Source organism: Streptomyces speibonae (assembly GCF_984686075.1).
In genome coordinates this window covers 4,619,323-4,639,213 of sequence record NZ_OZ480260.1, presented here as the reverse complement: position 1 = coordinate 4,639,213, position 19,891 = coordinate 4,619,323, and the positions used below count along the sequence as shown (strand labels likewise).

Below are 19,891 nucleotides of genomic sequence, written 5' to 3'. Positions count from 1 at the left end.
GTTCTCCGAACCTTGCACGGTCGTCGATCGTACGTTTCGGTGCCACACCGGTCACAGGGGCCCCCGCAATTCACCCCTCCGTCACCATCCGTTGACCGCGAGTCACTCCAAGGTTGGCCGTACGGGGGAATCGTGCGGTTTCATGACCGGCAGGCGACAGACCCGAAGGACCCGTTTCTCCCGCCTCCTCCCCCGTTCCGTCCGGGCCGGCGCCCTGGCGGCGTGCGCGGTGCTCACCGCCGGGTGCGGTGTCGTCCCCGGTGTCGCGGGCGGCTCCGGGGACGACACCGTCACCGTGATGACCTGGGCGCCCGAGGGCAGCGACGCCACCAACAAGCCGGGGATGCCCGCCTTCGCCGAGGCGTACGGCCGCTGGATCAACGCCCGGGGCGGCATCAACGGGCGCCGGCTGAACGTGCTGACCTGCAACGAGAGGAACGACACCGCGGCCGTCTCGCGGTGCGCCCGGCGCGCGGTCGAGGAGCGGGCCGTCGCGGTCGTCGGCTCCTACAGCCAGCACACCGACGCCTTCCTGCCCACCCTGGAGGGCGCCGGCATCCCGTACCTCGGCGGCTACGGCATCACCAACGACGAGTTCACCAGCCCCCTGTCCTACCCCGTCAACGGCGGGCAGCCGGCGCTGCTGGCCGGCCTCGGCCGCACCCTCGCCGGCCTGTGCGGTCCGGTCACCCTGATCCGGCCCGACAGCATCGCGGGCGACCAGCTGCCCCCGCTGCTCGACTCGGGCCTGAAGGCGGGCGGGCACCGGCCCACCGGCGACCAGCGCGCCCCGGAGACCGCCACCTCCTACCAGCGTCACGCGGAGCAGGCCCTGCGGCGGGCCACCGCCGTTCCCGGGGAGCGGGGCTGTGTCGTGCCCGCGCTCGGCGACCGCACGGGCACCTTCATGGACTCCTTCCGGCGGGTCCGCGCCGGCCACCCCGACGTGCGTACGGCGACGGTGCTGGGCAGCGTCGACCAGTCGGTGATCGACGCGTCCGGCGGGGCGTCGGGGCCGTACGAGGGGTCGTACGTCACCGGCTGGTACCCGGCGGCGAGCGACCCCCGCTGGGACGGGATGAAGAAGGTGATCACAGAGGAGGCCTTCGGCGACAACCGGATCGACCCGGCGGACGCCGGGGTGCAGACCACGTGGATCGCCTACACCGTGTTCCGGCAGGCCGTCGAGTCGCTCGGGGACGGCGCGGTGACCGCCGACACGGTGAGCGGGGCGCTGGACGGCGGGCTGAAGGCCGACACGGGCGGGCTCACGCCCACCTTGCGGTGGAAGTTCCAGGACGAGCTCGCCGCCGTCGGCTTCCCCCGGCTGGTCAACGCGCACGTGACCCTTCAGGTGGTCGAGAAGGGCCGGCTGGTCGCGGCCCGAAAGGGCGCCACCGATGTGACGGCGACCCTGCGCGAGGCGGACCTGTGACCCGCCGCCGTTGAGCGCCGGCCGGTCAGAGCTGGGTGGGCTGCCGTTCGGTCAGGCCGTACTGCTTGGCGATCGTGTTCCACAGCTTGGCCGCCTTGCCCTTCTCCGTGGTCGCGGTGCCGCTGGCCCGGTTGCCCGCCCGGGTCTGCTTGGTGGCGCGGGCCTGGCCCTTCTTGCAGAACTTGCCCTTGGAACCGGCCACCTGGTCCGCCCAGGCCGCGTAGTGGTTGTCGGCCGAGGCGGACGCCTGCCACGCCTTGGTGAGCGCGGTGGTCAGGGCCTGGTGCTCCGGCAGCTTGTCCACGGACAGGGCGGAGAGGTCGGTCACCAGCTGGCTGCGCTGCCCGGCCGCGGCCCGCAGGTCCTTGGCGGCGGTGCCGAGGTCGCGGCAGGCCTTCACATCGGCCACCGCGTTGATCACGGAGGTGCGGCTGTCGCCGCTGTCGGCCAGCAGCTTGTCCAGCTCCACGGCCTGCTGACGGGCGGGGTCCACGGACGGCGACGGGGACGCCTCCTCGCTCGCGGGCGCGGTGGCCGACACGGTGCGCTTGCCGCTGTCGTCGTCGCCACCGCCGTCCCCGCTGCCCAGCCAGGCGCCCGCGCCGACGCCGAGGACGGCGATGCCGATGCCGACCGCCGCGATGGCCGGTACGCGGCTGCCGGAGCGGCCGCCGCGTTGGCCGCGTCCGCCGCCGGCCGGTCCGGCCGGGTGCGCGGCGGGGGCGGCGGGGCCGGGCCCGCCGTACTCGACGCGGGGGAGCTGCTGGGTGGATCCGGCCGGGCCGTTGTCACTGCGGAAGAGGCTGTCGAACTCGGCGGGGGGCTGCCGGTCGCCCGCGCCGGGCTGCGGGGCGCCGTAGGGCTGCCCGGGCGGCTGGTCGGTGACGGGGGCGATGTACTGGGTGGCCTCGGCGTCCGGGTTGCCGGCGGCGGGGGTGCCCTGCGGCTGCGCGCCCAGGTACCGGGTGGTCTCGGGGTCGTGTGCGGCGGGCATCTCGGGCGGCAGCGCGCCCGGGCCCACCGGGGGTATGTACTGCGTCGCCGCCTCGTCGGCGCCGCCCGCGGGCACCGGCGGCAGGAACTGGGTGGCCCCTTCCGACCCGTCGGGCGCGACTCCGGCCGGGGAGCCGTACGCCTGCGGGGCGGGAGCGCCGTATCCGGCGCCGTGCGGGCCGTGCCCGGAGGGGTCGGCGCCGGCCGGTGGCAGGGGGGCGGACGCGCCGTGCCCGCCGGTCCGGTCGCCGTAACCGGCGCCGGAGCCGTACGGGGGGTGCCCGCCGTGCCCGGCCGACGCGTCCGCGCCGTACGAGCCGCCGGAACCCTGCCCGGCCGACGAGGGACCGGGGCCGTACGAGCCGCCCGCACCGTGCCCGGCCGACGACGCATCGGCACCGTACGCACCGCCCGCGCCGTGTCCGGCGGACGACGCATCGGCACCGTAGGCACCGCCCGCACCGTGCCCGGCCGACGAGGGGTTCGTGCCCGGGTGGGTGCCGTAGCCCGGGTCGGGCCGGGACGGGGCCGGGGCGTTCTCGGGGGGCAGCGGGCCGGGGCCCTGGGCGCCGCTCCGGGGAGCGTTGCCGTCGCCCCAGGAGGACCCCTCGGGCGTGCCCCACTGGCCGCCGTCGGGCGCGGCCGGCCACTCCTGGGCCTGCTGCGGCCCCGCGTTCCGCTGGTCGGGACCCCACGGCGTGCCCCAGGTCTGGCCGCCGGGCGGGGCCGAGGCCGGGAAGTGGCCGTCGGAGGGCCCGCCCCCCGCGCCACCACCCCGTGGGACCGGTGCGACCGTCATGCCCGGCAGCAGGGGCTCACCACCGTCGGAGGGCAGCACGATGCCTTCGCGCGCTTCGCGCGCCGAGGGCTCCTCGCCCTGTCCACTCTGCGTCACCGGGACTCCTACCAATGGGGGACCTTGTGAATCGTCGGTTCACGCTACCGGGTCCCCGGAGCCCGGTGCCACGCAGCACAGAACAAGACCTCCTGCCCTGTGAGCGCGGTAACAAAACCGGGTCACCGCACGCTGATTACGTTCACCTCCTGCACGCCGCCCCGCGCGGGCACCGGCGTCAGGCCGCCGCCTGGAGCTCCATGCGCGCCCCGAACTCCCGTACCACCGGCTCCTCCCGGTAGGGCTCCAGGCGCTGCTGGAGGTCCTCCAGGTACTCGGCGCCGCGGTTGGAGCGCAGCCCGTGGAGCAGCCCGGCCGCCTTCAGGCCCGTGCTGCAGGCCTGTTCGATCTCCCGCTGCTGCACCTGGGCCGTGGCCAACAGCACATAGCCGATCGCCCGCCGCCGGGCCCGCGCCTCGGGATGACCCTCCAGGGACTGGCGGGCGCACCGCGCGGCGGCCCCGGCCTGCCCGAGATCCCGGTGACAGTGCGCCAACTCGTCGGCCAGATAGGCCTCGTCGAAGTGCGCGATCCACACCGGGTCGTCGCCGGAGTCCGCGTCGGCGGCCTCCATGGCGCTCACGGCCCGCCCCGCCGCGCCCTGCGCGGCGTGCGCGTCGCCCATCAGCGCGTGCCCGCGCGCCTCCGCCGCGAGGAACATCGCCTCCGCGCGGGGCGTCACCCGCCCCCGCGCGCCCTCCTGCGCCGCACGCGCCAACTGCGCGATCTCGCGCGGGTTTCCGAGCTGCGCGGCCAGGTGGCTCATGGAGGCCGCCAGCACGTACCCGCCGTAGCCGCGGTCGCCGGCCGCCTGCGCCAGCCGCAGCGCCTGGATGTAGTAGCGCTGGGCGAGGCCCGGCTGCCCGGTGTCGACGGCCATGTACCCGGCGAGTTCGGTCAGCCGCGCGACCGCGGCGAACAGATCCCGGCCCACGGCCTCCCGGTAGGAGCCCGCCAGCATCCCCGAGACCACGCTGTTGAGGTAGTGCACGACGACCGGGCGCACATGCCCGCTGCCGTACTGGTGGTCCAGGTCGACCAGCGCCTGGGTCATCGACCGTACGGCCGCGACGTCGGACTGGCCCACGCGCGGCCCCGCGGAGCGCGCCACCTGCCCGTCCGGGCCGGAGATCAGCCAGTCGCGGCTCGGCTCCACCAGCGCGGACGCCGCCACGGAGGAGCCGGACAGGAAGTCCCGCCGGCCCACGTCGCTGCGCCACAGCTCGCAGACCTGCTCGATGGCCCCCAGTACCGTCGGCGAGAACTGGAGACCGACCCCCGAGGCGAGGTTCTTGCCGTTGGCCATGCCGATCTCGTCGATCGTGACCGTCCGGCCCAGCTTGCGGCCCAGGGCCTCCGCGATGATCGCCGGTGCCCGCCCCCGCGGCTGCTGTCCGCGCAGCCAGCGCGCCACCGACGTCTTGTCGTAGCGCAGATCGAGGCCGTGCTCGGCGCCGCACATGTTGACCCTGCGGGCCAGACCGGCGTTGGAGCATCCGGCTTCCTGGATGAGCGCCTGCAGCCGTTCGTTCGGCTGCCGCGCGACGAGAGGCCTTGCGGCCATGGCGTACCCCCTGAGGCTGCGGTGCCTGCCCACGCACCGGTTGACGTTCTTCCGCGGCCGTACTTCTCACGTCCCGGCGAGAAAACCGGCCGTGAAGATCAATGCCCCGCCGATGTGCCGACAATGCGAAGCATGTGAGGATTGCCGGGGTAACGGCTGGTGCCGACCCCTTTCGTGGCTACCCACGCGCGGACGTGGATCCTCCCGCGCGCCCCCATGGATGCACCCATGCGCCCCGAGCACGGAAGAGGTGCTCCTCCCCCGCGCATGGGGGCGGGCGTAACCCCTGGTGACGGCCGTAGTTGTGTTCATCGTGGAAGAGACGATCGCGGGCGCCGACGCCGTACAGATCCCGAAGCAGCGCGGGGAATCGCTGCTGGACACCGCCGTTCGCTACGCGGAGGAACGGCACTGGGACGTGTTCCCGGGCACCTGGCTGGAGGTCGTGGACGGGGTGCACGGCTGCTCGTGCGGTGACACGGCGTGTCCCGCCCCCGGCGCGCACCCGGCGCGTCCGGACTGGGCGACCCAGGCGACCGGCAGCGCCACCGTCGCCCGGCGGATGTGGCAGAAGCAGCCGGCCGCCTCGATCCTGCTGCCCACCGGGCGGACCTTCGACGCGATCTCGGTACCGGAGACGGCCGGTTTCCTGGCGCTCGCGCGGATGGAGCGGATGGAACTGACGCTGGGCCCGGTGACGCTCACGCCGGACCGGCGGATGGAGTTCTTCGTCCTGCCGGGCGCGGCGGCGAAGGTCCCGGACCTGGTGCGCAAGCTGGGGTGGACGGTGGCGTCGCTGGACCTGGCGGTCCTCGGGGAGGGCGCCTACCTGGCCGCCCCGCCCACGCGGTTCGGGTGCCGCGGGGCCGTGCAGTGGGCCTGCCGGCCCACTCCGGTGAACCGGTGGCTGCCCGACGCCGAGGAGCTGGTCTCGCCGCTGGCCTACGCCTGCGGCAGGGATCGCTGAGGGGCCGCCGGTGGCCGTGGCCTAGGCTTCCAGCCGGTGGAGGGAGACGTGGTGGGAACCGTGGCCGTACAGGTACGAGGGCTCTGGAAGCGCTTCGGACAGCAGGTCGCCGTGGGCGGGATCGACCTGGAACTGCCCGCCGGGCGGTTCATCGGGCTGGTCGGGCCCAACGGCGCGGGGAAGACCACCACACTGTCCATGGTGACCGGGCTGCTGCGGCCGGATCAGGGCACCGTCGAGGTCGCCGGACACGACGTGTGGCGCGACCCGGTGGAGGTCAAGTCCCGGATCGGGGTGCTGCCGGAAGGGCTGCGGCTCTTCGAGCGGCTGTCGGGGCGCGAACTGCTCGCCTACACCGGGCGGCTGCGGGGGCTGCCCGGTGACGAGGTCGACCGGCGGGCCACCCAGCTGCTGGACGTCCTCGACCTGGCCGGCGCCCAGCACAAACTCGTCGTCGACTACTCCACCGGCATGCGCAAGAAGATCGGTCTGGCCGCCGCGCTGCTGCACAACCCCGAAGTCCTCTTCCTGGACGAGCCGTTCGAGGGCGTCGACCCGGTCTCCGCGCAGACCATCCGGGGCGTGCTGGAGCGGTACACCGCCTCCGGCGCCACGGTCGTGTTCTCCTCCCACGTCATGGAACTCGTCGAGTCGCTGTGCGACTGGGTGGCCGTGATGGCCGCCGGCCGCATCCGCGCCCACGGCCCCCTCGCCGAGGTGCGCGGCGACGCCCCCTCGCTCCAGCGGGCGTTCCTCGAACTCGTCGGCGCCGACAGCCGCGACGCCGGCTCCGACCTCGACTGGCTGGGCGGCGGCGCCCGATGAGCGGGGCCGCGGTCACCCCCGTCCTCGTACGGCTGAAGCTGTCCCTGCTGCGCAACGGCCTGCGCCAGTCCGGCGGCCGCAAGGCGGCGTACATCGCCTCCGCCGTCGCCGCCCTGCTGTTCGCCGCGCTCCAGCTGATCGGGCTGATCGCGCTGCGCGGCTTCGACCACGTCGAGTCCCTGGTGGTGCTCCTCGTGGCCGTACTGGCACTGGGCTGGGCGGTGATGCCGCTGTTCTTCCCCGGCGGCGACGAGACCCTCGATCCGACCCGGCTGGTGATGCTGCCGCTGCGGCCCCGGCCCCTGGTACGGGCCCTGCTCGCCGCCTCACTCGTCGGCATCGGACCGCTGTTCACGCTCTGCCTCCTCGCCGGTTCGGTGGCCGCCGTCGCGCACGGCGGGGCGGCGATCGCCGTGGGCGTGCTCGCCGCGCCGCTGGCGCTGCTGGTGTGCGTGGCCCTCGCGCGGGCGGTCGCCGCCGCGAACGTACGGCTGCTGACCAGCCGCAAGGGCCGCGACCTCGCCGTCCTCAGCGGACTGGTGATCGCCGTCGGGGCGCAGGTGGTCAACTTCGGCGCGCAGCGGCTGGGTTCGTCCGGCCTGGAGCAACTCGCCCCGGCGGCCGACGTGCTGCGCTGGTTCCCGCCGGCGTCGGCGCTCGGCGCGGTGCACGCGGCGGGCGAGGGGTCGTACGGGATCGCGGCGGCGCAGCTGGCGGTGAGCGCGGCGGCCCTGGTGGCGCTGCTGGCGCTGTGGTCACGCGCGTTGACGCGGCTGATGACCTCCCCGGACGCCTCCACCCTCCAGGCGGGCGACGCGGCCGTGCGCGAGAGGGCGTCGACCGGGCTCGCCCGGCTGCTCCCTGCGGGCCGCACCGGTACGGCCGTGCAGCGCAGCCTGCTCTACATCTGGCGCGACCCCAAGACCAAGACCGCCTGGGTCACCTCGCTGGCGATCGGGCTGATCGTGCCGGTGTTCAACGCCTGGCAGGGCACCGGCTCGGTGTACTTCGCCTGCTTCGCCGCCGGGATGCTCGGCATCATGATGTACAACCAGTTCGGGCAGGACACCTCCGCGTTCTGGATGGTCGCCATGACCATCTCCTCGGCCCGCGACGCCTACCTCGAACTGCGCGCCCGCGCGCTGACCCTGCTGCTGATCACGCTGCCGTACTCCGCCTTCGTCACCGTGGTGACGGCGGCGATCCTCGGCGACTGGGGCCGGCTGCCGGAGGCGCTCGGCCTGTCCTTCGCGCTGCTCGGCGCGATGCTCGCCACGGGCGCGTGGACCTCGGCCCGCTTCCCGTACTCCATCCCGCAGGAGGGCTACAAGAACGTCGCTCCCGGCCAGGTCGGGCTCGCCTGGATCTCGATCTTCGGCGGCATGGTCGCGGCGGCGGTGCTGTGCGTCCCGGTCATCGCCCTGACCATCTGGCTGAACATCGACGCGGACGGGCGGGAGCTGCGCTGGCTGCTGCTGCCGGTCGGCACGGTCTACGGAGCCGCCCTGACCCTGCTGGGACTGCGCCTGGCCGCACCGCGGACGGCCCGCCGGCTGCCGGAGATCCTCACGGCGGTCAGCAAGGGCTGAGCGCGCCGCCCTGTGAGCACCGCCCTGTGAGCACCGCTCTGGGCGCACCGCCCTGGGCGCACCGCCTCCGCCGACAAGGTCGCGCGGTATGTTCTGCCCGGAGCGGCGCCCCAGGGCGGGGCGGCCGCGGGGGCCTTTTCCCTCGTGAACGGGGTGGCACGGCTCGTTCGTACAACAATTCTCTCAATCTTGTAGAGAAGCCGATGTGCGCTGAGTCACGTTCAAGTTGAATGATTGCAAGTGAGACAACCCGTCGTGCCGTACGTGCGGACGCAGCCTGCAGGGGGTCCAGGTGAGTGCTTCCCGGCGTAGTGGGACCACCGACGAGCTGGGGCCGGACGAGCCCGAGCCCGGGCGGGAGGGATCGGACGGCTCCGACCTCCTCGCCGCGCTCCTCGACGGCATGGACGCCGCGCTGTGCGCCTTCGACGCGGACGGCGTGGTGACGCACTGGAACCGTGAGGCCGAGCGGATCCTCGGCTGGACCGCGGCCGAGGCGGTGGGCCGCCCCGGGTTCGCCGGGTGGGCCGTGCGCCACGCGGACGCCGAGGAGGTCGAGGCGCGGCTGATGTCGGCCATGGACGCCCCCGGCCGGCAGGTGCACGAGTTCGCGCTGCTGACGAAGGACGGCGGCCGGGTGCTGGTGCGGACGCAGTCCGCGGCCGTGCGCGGGCCCGACGGCAAGCCCGCGGGGGTGTACTGCGCGTTCAGCGAGGTGCACACGCAGATCGACCTCGAGCGGTCCATCGCGCTGAGCGAGGCCCTGCTGGAGGACGCGAGCTGGGGCGTCGTCCTGGTCGACGTCGACCTGCGGCCCGCGGTGGTCAACGCGCACGCCGCGCGGGCGCTGGGCGCGGGGCGGACCTCCGTCCTCGGGCGGCCGCTGGGCGAGCTGCTGGCGCAGGGCGTGGAGGAGCTGGAGAGCGCGCTGGCCCATGTGCTCGCCGAGGGCGCCCCGCCGGCACCGGCCGAGCTGTGGGTGACCGTGCGCACGCCCGAGGGCGAACAGCGGCGGTGCTGGCGCAGCGGGTTCGTGCGGCTGGCGTCGCCGCTCGCCGAGGAGCCGGTGCCGCTCGGCGTGGGGTGGCTGTTCCAGGACGTGACCGAGTCGCGGCAGGGCGAGCAGGAGGCCTCGCTGCTGCGGTTCCGCGCGCAGCAGCTGCACCGCGCGGCGCGTGCGGCGGCGGAGTGCGAGGATCCGGCGGAGGCGGCGACGGTCCACCTCGACTTCGCCCTCGCCGGGTTCGCCGACCACGCGCTGATCGACCGCGTGGCCGACGGTACGGAGGACGCCGGCCCGGTGCGCCTCGTACGGGTCGCCGCGACGCCGTCCGGAGCGCCGGGCCCCACCCGGATCGACGGCCGGGCGGGACTGCCGGTGCGCTACGGCGAGGGGCATCCCGCGGTGCAGTGCGTGGAGCGGGCGGGGTCGGTGCGGGCCGGGGCGGGTTCCCTGTCCCCCGAGGACGCCCGCGCGTGGGCTCAGGCCCGCCAGTGGCCGCCGGACGCGGTGCACGCGCTGTGCACGGTGCTGCGGAGCCGGGGGCGGACGCTCGGTGCCGTGACGTTTCTCCGGGGCGCGGGCCGCCACGCGTTCGAACGCTCCGACGCGACGTACGCGGAGGACGTGGCGGCCCACATCGCCACGGCCCTGGACCTGGCGTCCTTGACGCGCCCGGATCGGTGACGTGGGGTCGCTTCCAGCCCGTCTGGGGGTGCCCCCTCTGGGGGAGTTTGAGGACGAGGCCCGTTCAGGGCCGAAAAGGGGGTCCGGGGGCTTGCCCCCGGGGACGGGACGGGAAGGGAAGGGGCGGCGGGGGCGAACTCAATGGCCGTACGACTCAGCGGCCCCAGAACTCAGTGGCCGTAGAAGATCCGGTCCGCGTACTCCTCGAACACCCGCGCGTTCCACGCGTGCCCCCCGTCCACATTCCCCGACCGCAGCAACGGCGGCTCGATCCCCCGCTCCGCCAGCACCACCGCCGCCGTCGCCACCACCGACTGCAACAACGCCGACGTCACCACCGTCGACGCGGGAGCGAACGGCGCCGGCACCTTGTCGTGCGTGAGCTCCGCGTCCCCCACCGCGATCCCGGAGTCCAGCACCAGATCGCAGTGGTCTTTCAGGAACGTCCCCGACGCGTGCCGGGACGACGTCTGCGCCGCGTACGCCACCGATGTCACGCCGATCACCCGCACGCCCATCTCACGGGCCTTCATGGCCATCTCCACGGGCAGCGCGTTGCGCCCCGAGAGCGAGATGATCAGCAGCGCGTCGCCCGCGCGCAGCGGCGACGACTCGAGCACCACGCTCGCCAGCCCGTCGACCCGCTCCAGCGCGGACCCCAGCGTGGCCGGCCGCACGTCGACGCCCACCGCACCCGGCACGGCGAGCAGATTCATCAGGGCGAGGCCGCCCGCGCGGTAGACGAGGTCCTGCGCGGCCAGCGAGGAGTGCCCGGCGCCGTAGGCGAAGAGACGGCCGCCCTCCGCGACCGTGTCGGCGAGCATGGTGCCCGCGGCCGCCACGGCGTCGCCCTCCTCGTCGCGGATCCGCCGGAGCAGGTCGATCGCGGCGTCGAGGAACTGACCGGCCGGAGTGCGGTCGCTCATGCGGCATCCCTTCGCGGAGGACGGTGGAGGTGGACGGAGGAGGACGGTGGAGAACGGTGGAGCACTGCGCGGTGAAGCGCGCCCCGGAGCGTGCCCCGGAGCGAGCGCCGGGGTGTCGCGGATCACCGTGCGGTCTGGACCATCGCCGTGTCAATACGGCGCCCGGCCACCCCGATCCCCGGCTCCGGCACCGCTCCTTTCCACAGCACCGCCCGGTTGTCAGCCGGATGGGTAAGAATTGAGTTCTGGGCCAGCGCACGGGCCGGTGAGCAGTCCAGCCTCCGGCAGAGCCAATACGCACATCTCATCAAGGGGCATGTATGTCCGGACTGATCGACACCACGGAGATGTATCTCCGCACCATCCTCGAGCTGGAGGAGGAAGGTGTGGTCCCCATGCGCGCCCGGATCGCCGAGCGGCTCGACCAGAGCGGGCCGACGGTCAGCCAGACGGTGGCGCGCATGGAGCGCGACGGACTGGTGTCCGTCGCCCCCGACCGCCACCTCGACCTCACCGAGGAGGGCCGCCGGCTGGCCACACGCGTGATGCGCAAGCACCGGCTCGCGGAGTGCCTCCTGGTCGACGTGATCGGCCTGGAGTGGGAGCAGGTCCACGCCGAGGCCTGCCGCTGGGAGCACGTGATGAGCGAGGCCGTCGAGCGCCGCGTGCTGGAGCTGCTGCGGCACCCGACCGAGTCGCCCTACGGCAACCCGATCCCGGGTCTCGAGGAGCTCGGCGAGCAGGACGGCGCCGACCCGTTCCTCGACGAGGGCATGGTGTCCCTGGCCGACCTCGACCCGGGCACCGGAGGCAAGACGGTCGTCGTGCGCCGGATCGGCGAGCCGATCCAGACCGACGCGCAGCTGATGTACACGCTGCGCCGGGCGGGCGTGCAGCCCGGCTCGGTGGTGAGCGTGACGGAGTCGGCGGGCGGGGTGCTGGTGGGCAGCAGCGGCGAGGCGGCCGAGCTGAAGGCGGACGTGGCCTCGCACGTGTTTGTGGCCAAGCCCTGACGGCGGAGCGCAGCGGCCGGTCGCGAGGGGAGGCCCCGCACCGGCGGCCCCCCGTCCACCGCCGGGCGAACGGTTCACGCCTGCCGGTGTGAACGCGCCGAATCGGAGATCCAGTACGCCGAATGGCAGCGCACGCCGGAAACGCGTGCAAGGCTGTCGCGTGAGGCATATGACCTGAGGGATTCTTGGCCGGTCCGGCAGCGATGTCGCCCCGGCCGGGGAGGGGCGGGAGGATGTGCCGTGACCACGTGAGGAGCCCCGGCGCCGCGTGGCGCCGGGGCCTGTCCTCCCCTGTGCTGACCCGGAGCCCCGAGCTCTCAGGGTCATTCCCCTCGGACCGGTTTCCCCGAGCGGTCCGCCTCCCGCTGAAGATCTCCCCTGGGTCGCGGCGATCAATCCCCGACGGAGGTCACTCGATCGAGGGGTGTTGCCGGACAGGAAGGCTTCCTCGAATGCGCATTCGATAATCTGCGGGCAGTGGCAACACGGGCAGGGCGCAGGACACCAGCAGTGGGCAGTCAGCGAGCTTGGGGGGTGCCGGGACCATGGCGCGACGCATCGACGTGACCGGAGCGGACGGCGTACGACTCGCCGCCTGGGAGTTCGGCGACCCGCCCAAGCCCGGCACCGAACCGGCGGCCGCGCAGAACACCCCCGGCGTGCTGTTACTCCACGGCCTGATGGGCCGCGCCTCCCACTGGGCGTCCACCGCCCGCCGGCTCTCCGCGCGCTACCGCGCGGTCGCCCTCGACCAGCGCGGCCACGGCCGCAGCGACAAACCCTCGGACGCCTCCTTCACCCGCGACGCCTACGTCGACGACGCCGAGGCCGCCCTCGAACAGCTCGGCCTCGGCCCCACCGTCCTCATCGGCCACGCGATGGGCGCACTGACCGCGTGGCAGCTGGCCGCCAAACGCCCCGACCTCGTCCGCGGACTGATCATCTGCGACATGCGGGCCTCCGCCCTCGGCGCCGCCTCCCAGCGCGAGTGGGCCGAGTGGTTCAAGGCCTGGCCCGTCCCCTTCGCCACCCTCGCCGACGTCCGCAAATGGTTCGGCGAGGACGACCCCTGGGTGGAGCGCCCCAACCCCGCCCGCGGCGAGTTCTACGCCGAGGTGATGGCCGAGTCCCCCGACGGCTGGCGCCCCGTCTTCGACCCCGACCAGATGCTCCGCACCCGCGAGACCTGGGTCTACGACGCCCACTGGGAGGAACTGGCCCAGGTCCGCTGCCCCGCCCTCGTCGTCCGCGGCCTCGACGGCGAACTGGGCCGCGCCGAGGCCCAGGAAATGGTCCGCGTCCTCCCCCACGGCCGGTACGCCGAGGTCACCGACGCCGGCCACCTCATCCACTACGACCAGCCAGAAGCCTGGCTCACCGCCATCGACCCCTTCCTGACCTCCCTCAACCAGCCCTGATCCCTCCGGCGAAAAGGCAACGAAAAAAGTGGTTGATCCGGCGGCGATCGGTTCTTAGGGTGGCGGTACTTCGGAAGGGAGGTGGTTCGGCAGATGTATGCAAACCGGACGGAAGAGGTGGCTGCGGGCTAGTGGCCCGTCACCACACCCGGTGCGGTGCCGAGCCAGCGCGCGAGCTACGCGTGCAGCCGGCCTAATCCAACGCAGTCACCCGACCCGCGAGTCGCCGGTAACGTCCGGCCGGCTCCCCCGAGGGGGAACCAGGCTCGCGGGTCGTCTGCGTTTTCCGAGGAAGTCAGCGGGCGAGGTCGGTGTAGCCGTCGATGTCGCGGGGGTCGCGGGCGGCCGGGCCGACGTAGCGGGCGGAGGGGCGGACCAGGCGGCCGGTGCGCTTCTGTTCGAGGATGTGGGCCGACCAGCCGGCGGTGCGGGCGCAGGTGAACATCGAGGTGAACATGTGCGCCGGGACCTCGGCGAAGTCCAGCACGATCGCGGCCCAGAACTCGACGTTGGTGGCCAGGACGCGGTCGGGGCGGCGGGCGTGGAGTTCGGCCAGGGCGGCCTTCTCCAGGGCTTCGGCGACCTCGAAGCGCGGGGCGCCCAGTTCGCGGGCGGTGCGGCGCAGGACGCGGGCGCGGGGGTCCTCCGCGCGGTAGACGCGGTGACCGAAGCCCATGAGGCGTTCACCCTTGTCGAGGGCCTGTTTGACGTAGGCCTCGGCGTCCCCGGTGCGTTCGATCTCCTCGATCATGTGCAGGACGCGGGAGGGGGCGCCGCCGTGCAGGGGGCCGGACATGGCGCCCACGGCTCCGGAGAGGGCGGCGGCGACGTCCGCACCGGTGGAGGCGATGACGCGGGCGGTGAAGGTGGAGGCGTTCATGCCGTGTTCGGCGGCGGAGGTCCAGTAGGCGTCGACGGCGGCGACGTGCCGGGGGTCGGGTTCGCCGCGCCAGCGGATCATGAAGCGTTCGACGATGGACTCGGCCTTGTCTATCTCGCGCTGGGGGACCATGGGCAGGCCCTGGCCGCGCGCGGACTGGGCGACGTAGGAGAGGGCCATGACGGCGGCGCGGGCGAGGTCGTCGCGGGCCTGCTCGGCATCGATGTCGAGGAGTGGTTTGAGGCCCCAGACGGGGGCGAGCATGGCGAGGGCGGACTGGACGTCGACGCGGATGTCGCCGGAGTGCACGGGGATGGGGAAGGGTTCGGCGGGCGGCAGGCCGGGGTTGAACGCTCCGTCGACGAGCAGGCCCCAGACGTTGCCGAAGGAGACGTGCCCGACGAGATCCTCGATGTCGACGCCGCGGTAGCGGAGGGCGCCGCCCTCCTTGTCCGGTTCGGCGATCTCCGTCTCGAACGCGACGACTCCTTCGAGCCCGGGTACGAAGTCGGACATCTGGCGGCTCCTCGTGAGGTGGGTGACAGATGGTGTTGTGGGATGGGACGACCATGTGTCGGATCAAGCCGGTGCGATCGGGTGCGTCCGGTGGTTCCGCGGTCACGCTGTGTGGACTCGCGGTCCGGGACGTCATCCCTGTAGTGCCCGGCTGGCGGTCACCCAACCGGATCAGTGCCTGCACGATATCCCCGGGTGCCATCTTTGGGGAGGGTTCGCGGCACTGAGTGCCATGGCGTGATGAAGGACACCGTGCCCCCGGAGGCGGGCGGTCATGGGGGAGGATGACGGCGTGACCGATCGAGACCCCGTTCCCTTCGATCTCGCCGCGATGCGCAAGCAGTACCGGACCGAGGGGCTCTCCGAGACCGACGTGGCCGCCACCCCGGTGGAGCAGTTCGCGCGCTGGTTCAAGCAGGCCGCGACGGACGGCGGGCTGTTCGAGCCGAACGCCATGATCGTGTCGACGGCGGACGCGGAGGGACGGCCCAGTTCGCGCACGGTGCTGCTGAAGCACTTCGACGACGAGGGTTTCGTCTTCTACACGAACTACGCGTCCCGCAAGGGCCGTGACCTGGCGGTGAACCCGCGGGTGTCGCTGCTGTTCCCGTGGCATCCGATGGCGCGGCAGGTCATCGTGACGGGGACCGCGCACCGTACCGGGCGGGACGAGACGGCGGCGTACTTCCGTACCCGTCCGCACGGTTCGCAGTTGGGGGCGTGGGCGAGCGGCCAGTCGTCGGTGATCGCGGACCGTGCGGAGCTGGACGCGTCGTACGCGGGTCTGGCGGCGCGCTATCCGGAGGGTGAGCAGGTGCCGGTGCCGCCGCACTGGGGCGGTTTCCGGGTGGTGCCGGCGTCGGTGGAGTTCTGGCAGGGCAGGGAGAACCGGCTGCACGACCGGCTGCGCTACGTCGCGGAGCGCGGCGGTGCCTGGCGGGTGGAGCGGCTCGCTCCGTGACCCGGGGGCGGGTCAGCGCAGCGCCTGCTCCAGGAGGACCGTCCACTGGGTCACGACGCGTTCGCGGCGGGCGGTGTCGTCGCTGAGGAGGTTGGCGAGGCCGAGGCCGCGGGCCATGTCGAGGAGGCCCTGGACGGTTTCGCGGACGCCGGGGCGGGTTTCGTCGGCGCCGAGGAGGTCGACGGCGATGCGGTGGGACTCGCGGCCGACGCGCAGTTCGAGTTCGGTGACGCGCGGGCGGAGCTGTTCCTCGTTAGTGGCGGCGACCCATAGGTGGAGGGCCGCGCGGAAGAGGGGCCCGGTGTAGAGGTCGACGAGGGCGGCGACCACCGCGCGGCGGTCGCCCGTGGCGGCGCCACCGGAGCCACCGGGGCCACCGGAGCCGCCGGGGCCACCGGAGCCGCCGGGGCCACCGGGGCCGTCGGGGCCGTCGGGGCCACCGGGGCCGTCGGAGCCGTCGGGGCCGTCGGCGAAGAGGGCGCGCAGGGCGGTGGAGCGTTCCTCTGCGACGTACTCGACGGCGGCGGTGAAGAGGTCCTCGCGGGTCGGGAAGTGGTGCTGGGCGGCTCCGCGGGAGACGCCGGCGCGTTCGGCGACGACGGAGACCGTGGAGCCCGCCCAGCCGTGTTCGGCGAGGCAGGCCACGGCGGCTTCCAGGAGCCGCTGCCGGGTGGCCCGGCTGCGGTCCTGCTTGGGGACTCGTTCGGCACGGTCGGCCGTGCTCACAGCGCCCATTGCGGATCCCGTCGTTCGAGGAAGGCGGTCATTCCCTCGCGCGCGTGGGCGGAGGCGAAGAGTCGGGCCGAGAGCGCGGTCAGGCCGGCCGCGTCCCGGTCGAAGGTCTCCAGCACCCTAGCCGTGAGCAGCCGTTTCGTCTCGGCCAGGGCTTCGGGGGCGCTCTTGCGCAGGCCGTCGAGGACGGGGGCGAGGGTGGCGTCGACGTCGTCGCCGGCCGCGGTGAGCAGGCCGATGCGGGCCGCTTCGGCGGTGTCGAGGCGCTCGCCGGTGAGGTAGTAGCGGGCGAGTGCGCGCGGGTCCGTGCGGGGCAGCAGCGGCAGGGAGATGACGGCCGGGGCGACGCCGACGCGGACCTCGGTGAAGGCGAAGGTGGCCGTGTGCGCGGCGGCGGAGATGTCGCAGGCGGCGAGGAGGCCGAGTCCGCCGGCGCGGACGTGTCCGGTGATCCGCGCGACGACGGGTTTGGGCAGTTCGACGATCTGCCGCAGCAGGCCCACGAAGGCTTCGGGCGGGGGCGGGTCGCGCAGGTCGGCGCCCGCGCTGAAGGTGGTGCCGGTGTGGGTGAGGAGCACCGCGCGGACGCCGGCGTCCTGGCCGGCGTCGGTGAGGGCGGCGGCCAGTTCGCCGACGAGGGCGGCGGACAGGGCGTTGCGGCGTTCCGGGGCGTCGAGGCTGAGCGTTTCGACGCCCCGGTCGCGGGTGCGGCCGATCAGGGTCACGAGGGCTCCTTGTGCGCCGCGCGGAGTTCGCGGCGCAGGATCTTTCCGGAGGCGGCGCGGGGGATGCCGTCGATGAAGGTGACGTGGCGGACCCGCTTGTACGGGGCGACGTGCTCGGCGAGGGACACGTCGGTCTCGCCTTCAGAGAGGCCATGGGCGCGAGGCGCTCCAACGGCTGCCAGCCCCGGAGCGCCTCGTCGTACCCACGACGGCGGCTTGGTTATCGCCCTGCCATCGAGAACAGGGCAACCAGACCCGATGCGTTGGCCGCGAGGAAGCCCTTGTACTTGTTGACCTCCTCCCTGCCGCGAACGGCCGGGAGCCCGCCCCTCACAGGTCGGCCTTTCTGCTTCAACGCCGACAGCCACTCCCGTAAAGGCAGGGGACGGAACACCGTCCAGCGGTCTTACATCAGCTCCACAGACCTGACTTCCCGCCAGCCCGGCGGTAGGCCCGGGCGTCATGATGACCACCCCGACGCACCTCAGCGTAACAGCAGAATTACCCTGTGTGCGCCTGCTTGTGCTTCTCTGTTCGCCGACGTGGGTGCCCGGCGACAGTTCGGTCATGCCGTACGCCTGTCCCACGGGCGGCAGTCCGAGCCGCTGGGCGCAGGCGGCGGCGAGGCTCGCGTCCAGGGGGGCGGCGGCGCTGATGATGTGCTTCAGGGAGGACAGGTCGTACTGCGCGACCGGGGGGTGTTTGGCGAGGGCGAGCACGATGGGCGGGGCCACGTACAGGCCGGTGATGCGGTGGTTCTGGAGGGCGGCGAGGAAGGTCTCCAGGTCGAAGCGGGGCAGGACGACGACGGTGGCGCCCTGCCGCAGGGGCGCGTTCATCAGGGCGGTCAGTCCGTAGATGTGGAAGAAGGGAAGGACGGCGAGGATGCGGTCCCCGGGGCCCGTGGTGATCAGCGGCTGGAGCTGGGCGAGGTTGGTGGCGATCTGCCGGTGGGTGAGCATGACGCCCTTGGGGACGCCGGTGGTGCCGGAGGAGTAGGGCAGGGCGGCGACGTCCTCGGCCGGGTCGATGTCGACCACGGGTTCGGGTGCGGTGGAGGCGAGCATGTCGATCAGCGAACGGTGTCCGGGCGCGCTGTCGCAGACGAAGATCTCCTGGATGCCGCCGGCGAGTTCGGCGGCCCTGCGTGCGGTCTCCAGCAGCGGGGACACGGTGACGATCCAGCGGGCCGCGGAGTCCTTGAGCTGTTTGCCGAACTCCTCGGCGGTGGCGAGGGGGTGGACGGTGGTGACGGAGGCCCCGGCGCGGGTGGCCGCGTAGAAGGCGGTGGGGAAGGCGATGGTGTTGGGTCTGTGCAGGGCGAGCACGTCGCCCTTGCGTACGCCGGCTTCGGCGAGCGCGGCCGCGACCCGGCGGTGGAACCGGTCGACCTGTTCGTAGGTGAGGGTGGTGCCGTCGGTGCCGTCGATCAGTGCCGGGGTGCTGCCGAACTCGGCGGCGCGGGCGAGCACCGCGTCGTGAGTGGGGAGTTCGACCGGTGGGACGTCTGCGTACGCGCTGCGGAACATGGTTCCTCCAAGACGGCCGAGGGACCGGTGCCTAGTACGACTTGGGCAGGCCCAGGGTCTGGTGGGAAACGTAGTTGAGAATCATCTCCCGGCTCACCGGGGCAATACGAGACACGCGTGCGGCGGTTATCAGCGCGCCGAGCCCGTACTCGCGGGTGAGGCCGTTGCCGCCGAGGGTGTGCACGGCCTGGTCGACGGCCTTCACACAGGCTTCGGCGGCCGCGTACTTGGCCATGTTGGCGGCCTCGCCCGCGCCGACGTCGTCACCGGCGTCGTAGAGGTGGGCGGCCTTCTGCATCATCAGGCGGGCGAGTTCGAGTTCGATGTGCGCCTGGGCGAGGGGGTGGGCGATGGCCTGGTGGGCGCCGATGGGTGCGTTCCAGACGGTGCGTTCGCGCGCGTAGGCGAGGGCGCGGGTCAGTGCGTGGCGGCCCATGCCGATCGCGAAGGCGGCCGTCATGATGCGCTCGGGGTTGAGGCCGGCGAAGAGCTGGAGCAGTCCCGCGTCCTCGTCCCCTACGAGTGCGTCGGCGGGCAGCCGTACGTCGTCGAGGACGAGCTCGAACTGCTTTTCGACGGCGTTGAGTTCCATGTCGATGGGACGGCGCTGGAAACCTTCGGCGTCGCGCGGGACGATGAACAGGCAGGGCTTGAGCCTGCCGGTGCGGGCGTCGGCGGTGCGGCCCACGATGAGGGTGGCGTCGGCGATGTCGACGCCGGAGACGAACACCTTGCGGCCGGTGAGGATCCAGTCGCCGGTGCCGGTGTCGCGCCGCGCGGTGGTGGTGATGCGGTGGGAGTTGGAGCCGGCGTCGGGTTCGGTGATGCCGAAGGCCATCATGCGGCTGCCGTCGGCGAGGGCGGGCAGCCACTGGCGTTTCTGGGCGTCGGTGCCGAAGCGGGAGATGACGGTGCCGCAGATCGCCGGGGAGACGATCATCATCAGCAGGGGGTTGCCCGCGGCGCCCATCTCTTCGAGGACGAGGGAGAGTTCGGTGATGCCGCCGCCGCCACCGCCGTATGCCTCCGGCAGGTTGACGCCGATGTAGCCGAGCTTGGCTGCGTCCTGCCAGAAGGTGCGGTGGTCGGTGGTGTGGGTGGCGCGGGGGTGGTTGTTCGCGAACGCGGCGACGGCCGCGCGGAGGGCCTTGTGCTCTTCTGATTCGGTCATCGCCATGAGGGCTCCTGAGGGGGAGGGGCTTCGCGTGGTTCGGAGGGTGCGGATTCGCTGTGGTT

Annotated in this window: 16 protein-coding genes; 8 read left to right on the top strand and 8 right to left on the bottom strand. The window is 73.2% G+C overall.

Translation table 11 applies throughout. The features are described from left to right. Positions 1-142 precede the first annotated feature (142 nt). Positions 143-1,435, top strand: a complete 1,293-nt coding sequence (locus tag AC5L3C_RS21105) for an ABC transporter substrate-binding protein (RefSeq protein WP_125505801.1) — start codon at positions 143-145, stop codon at positions 1,433-1,435. 25 nt (positions 1,436-1,460) lie between these two features. Here AC5L3C_RS21105 and AC5L3C_RS21100 read toward each other — a convergent pair whose 3' ends face one another. Both AC5L3C_RS21100 and AC5L3C_RS21095 read right to left on the bottom strand, forming a co-directional pair. Next, positions 1,461-3,323, bottom strand: a complete 1,863-nt coding sequence (locus AC5L3C_RS21100; RefSeq protein WP_125505799.1) for a hypothetical protein — start codon at positions 3,321-3,323, stop codon at positions 1,461-1,463. A 178-nt stretch (positions 3,324-3,501) separates the two neighbouring features. Further along, complete coding sequence (locus AC5L3C_RS21095; protein WP_125505797.1) at positions 3,502-4,887, bottom strand: NsdA family TPR-like regulatory protein; 1,386 nt, start codon at positions 4,885-4,887, stop codon at positions 3,502-3,504. Positions 4,888-5,191: 304 nt separating this feature from the next. Between AC5L3C_RS21095 and AC5L3C_RS21090 the strand changes: the two genes are divergently transcribed. The 4 genes from AC5L3C_RS21090 (at position 5,192) to AC5L3C_RS21075 (ending at position 9,955) form a co-directional block, all read left to right on the top strand. Then, a complete protein-coding gene (locus AC5L3C_RS21090; RefSeq protein WP_493653953.1) occupies positions 5,192-5,854 on the top strand; it encodes a bifunctional DNA primase/polymerase in 663 nt (220 codons plus the stop codon). 48 nt (positions 5,855-5,902) lie between these two features. Continuing rightward, positions 5,903-6,679, top strand: a complete 777-nt coding sequence (locus AC5L3C_RS21085) for an ABC transporter ATP-binding protein (RefSeq protein WP_185930883.1) — start codon at positions 5,903-5,905, stop codon at positions 6,677-6,679. Then, on the top strand, positions 6,676-8,268 hold the full coding sequence (locus AC5L3C_RS21080) for a transporter (RefSeq protein ID WP_493650321.1): 1,593 nt from the start codon (positions 6,676-6,678) through the stop codon (positions 8,266-8,268). Before AC5L3C_RS21085 ends, AC5L3C_RS21080 begins: the two co-directional genes overlap by 4 nt. A gap of 292 nt (positions 8,269-8,560) precedes the next feature. Next, positions 8,561-9,955 (top strand): PAS domain-containing protein, encoded by a 1,395-nt coding sequence (locus AC5L3C_RS21075; RefSeq protein WP_125505792.1) that lies wholly within the window; start codon positions 8,561-8,563, stop codon positions 9,953-9,955. Between the two features lie 170 nt (positions 9,956-10,125). Here the strand turns inward: AC5L3C_RS21075 and AC5L3C_RS21070 are convergent, their stop codons facing one another. After that, positions 10,126-10,881: an SIS domain-containing protein gene (locus tag AC5L3C_RS21070; protein WP_493650320.1), complete on the bottom strand. Its 756-nt coding sequence runs from the start codon at positions 10,879-10,881 to the stop codon at positions 10,126-10,128. 320 nt (positions 10,882-11,201) lie between these two features. On the opposite strand from AC5L3C_RS21070, the gene AC5L3C_RS21065 reads away from it, so the two are divergent. Further along, positions 11,202-11,894 carry an iron-dependent transcriptional repressor DtxR gene (locus AC5L3C_RS21065; protein WP_493650319.1) on the top strand — a complete coding sequence of 231 codons (693 nt, stop codon included), beginning with the start codon at positions 11,202-11,204 and terminating at the stop codon, positions 11,892-11,894. A 545-nt stretch (positions 11,895-12,439) separates the two neighbouring features. Further along, complete coding sequence (locus AC5L3C_RS21060) at positions 12,440-13,312, top strand: alpha/beta fold hydrolase (RefSeq protein WP_493650318.1); 873 nt, start codon at positions 12,440-12,442, stop codon at positions 13,310-13,312. A 295-nt stretch (positions 13,313-13,607) separates the two neighbouring features. Here the strand turns inward: AC5L3C_RS21060 and AC5L3C_RS21055 are convergent, their stop codons facing one another. Continuing rightward, entirely contained in the window at positions 13,608-14,708 is a 1,101-nt protein-coding gene (locus AC5L3C_RS21055; protein ID WP_493650317.1) for a citrate synthase 2, read from the bottom strand. Between the two features lie 274 nt (positions 14,709-14,982). Between AC5L3C_RS21055 and pdxH the strand changes: the two genes are divergently transcribed. Next, a complete protein-coding gene (gene pdxH / locus AC5L3C_RS21050) occupies positions 14,983-15,669 on the top strand; it encodes a pyridoxamine 5'-phosphate oxidase (RefSeq protein ID WP_493650316.1) in 687 nt (228 codons plus the stop codon). Positions 15,670-15,681: 12 nt separating this feature from the next. On the opposite strand, the gene AC5L3C_RS21045 is transcribed toward pdxH, so the two are convergent. From AC5L3C_RS21045 to AC5L3C_RS21030, 4 genes are read right to left on the bottom strand one after another with little or no spacing between them, the layout of a single operon-like run. Beyond that, on the bottom strand, positions 15,682-16,404 hold the full coding sequence (locus AC5L3C_RS21045; protein ID WP_493650314.1) for a TetR/AcrR family transcriptional regulator: 723 nt from the start codon (positions 16,402-16,404) through the stop codon (positions 15,682-15,684). Then, positions 16,392-17,126, bottom strand: a complete 735-nt coding sequence (locus tag AC5L3C_RS21040; RefSeq protein WP_493650313.1) for an enoyl-CoA hydratase family protein — start codon at positions 17,124-17,126, stop codon at positions 16,392-16,394. Before AC5L3C_RS21040 ends, AC5L3C_RS21045 begins: the two co-directional genes overlap by 13 nt. After that, on the bottom strand, positions 17,123-18,655 hold the full coding sequence (locus AC5L3C_RS21035) for an AMP-binding protein (protein ID WP_493650312.1): 1,533 nt from the start codon (positions 18,653-18,655) through the stop codon (positions 17,123-17,125). Before AC5L3C_RS21035 ends, AC5L3C_RS21040 begins: the two co-directional genes overlap by 4 nt. Positions 18,656-18,686: 31 nt before the next feature. After that, complete coding sequence (locus tag AC5L3C_RS21030; protein WP_493650311.1) at positions 18,687-19,832, bottom strand: acyl-CoA dehydrogenase family protein; 1,146 nt, start codon at positions 19,830-19,832, stop codon at positions 18,687-18,689. Positions 19,833-19,891: the final 59 nt, after the last annotated feature.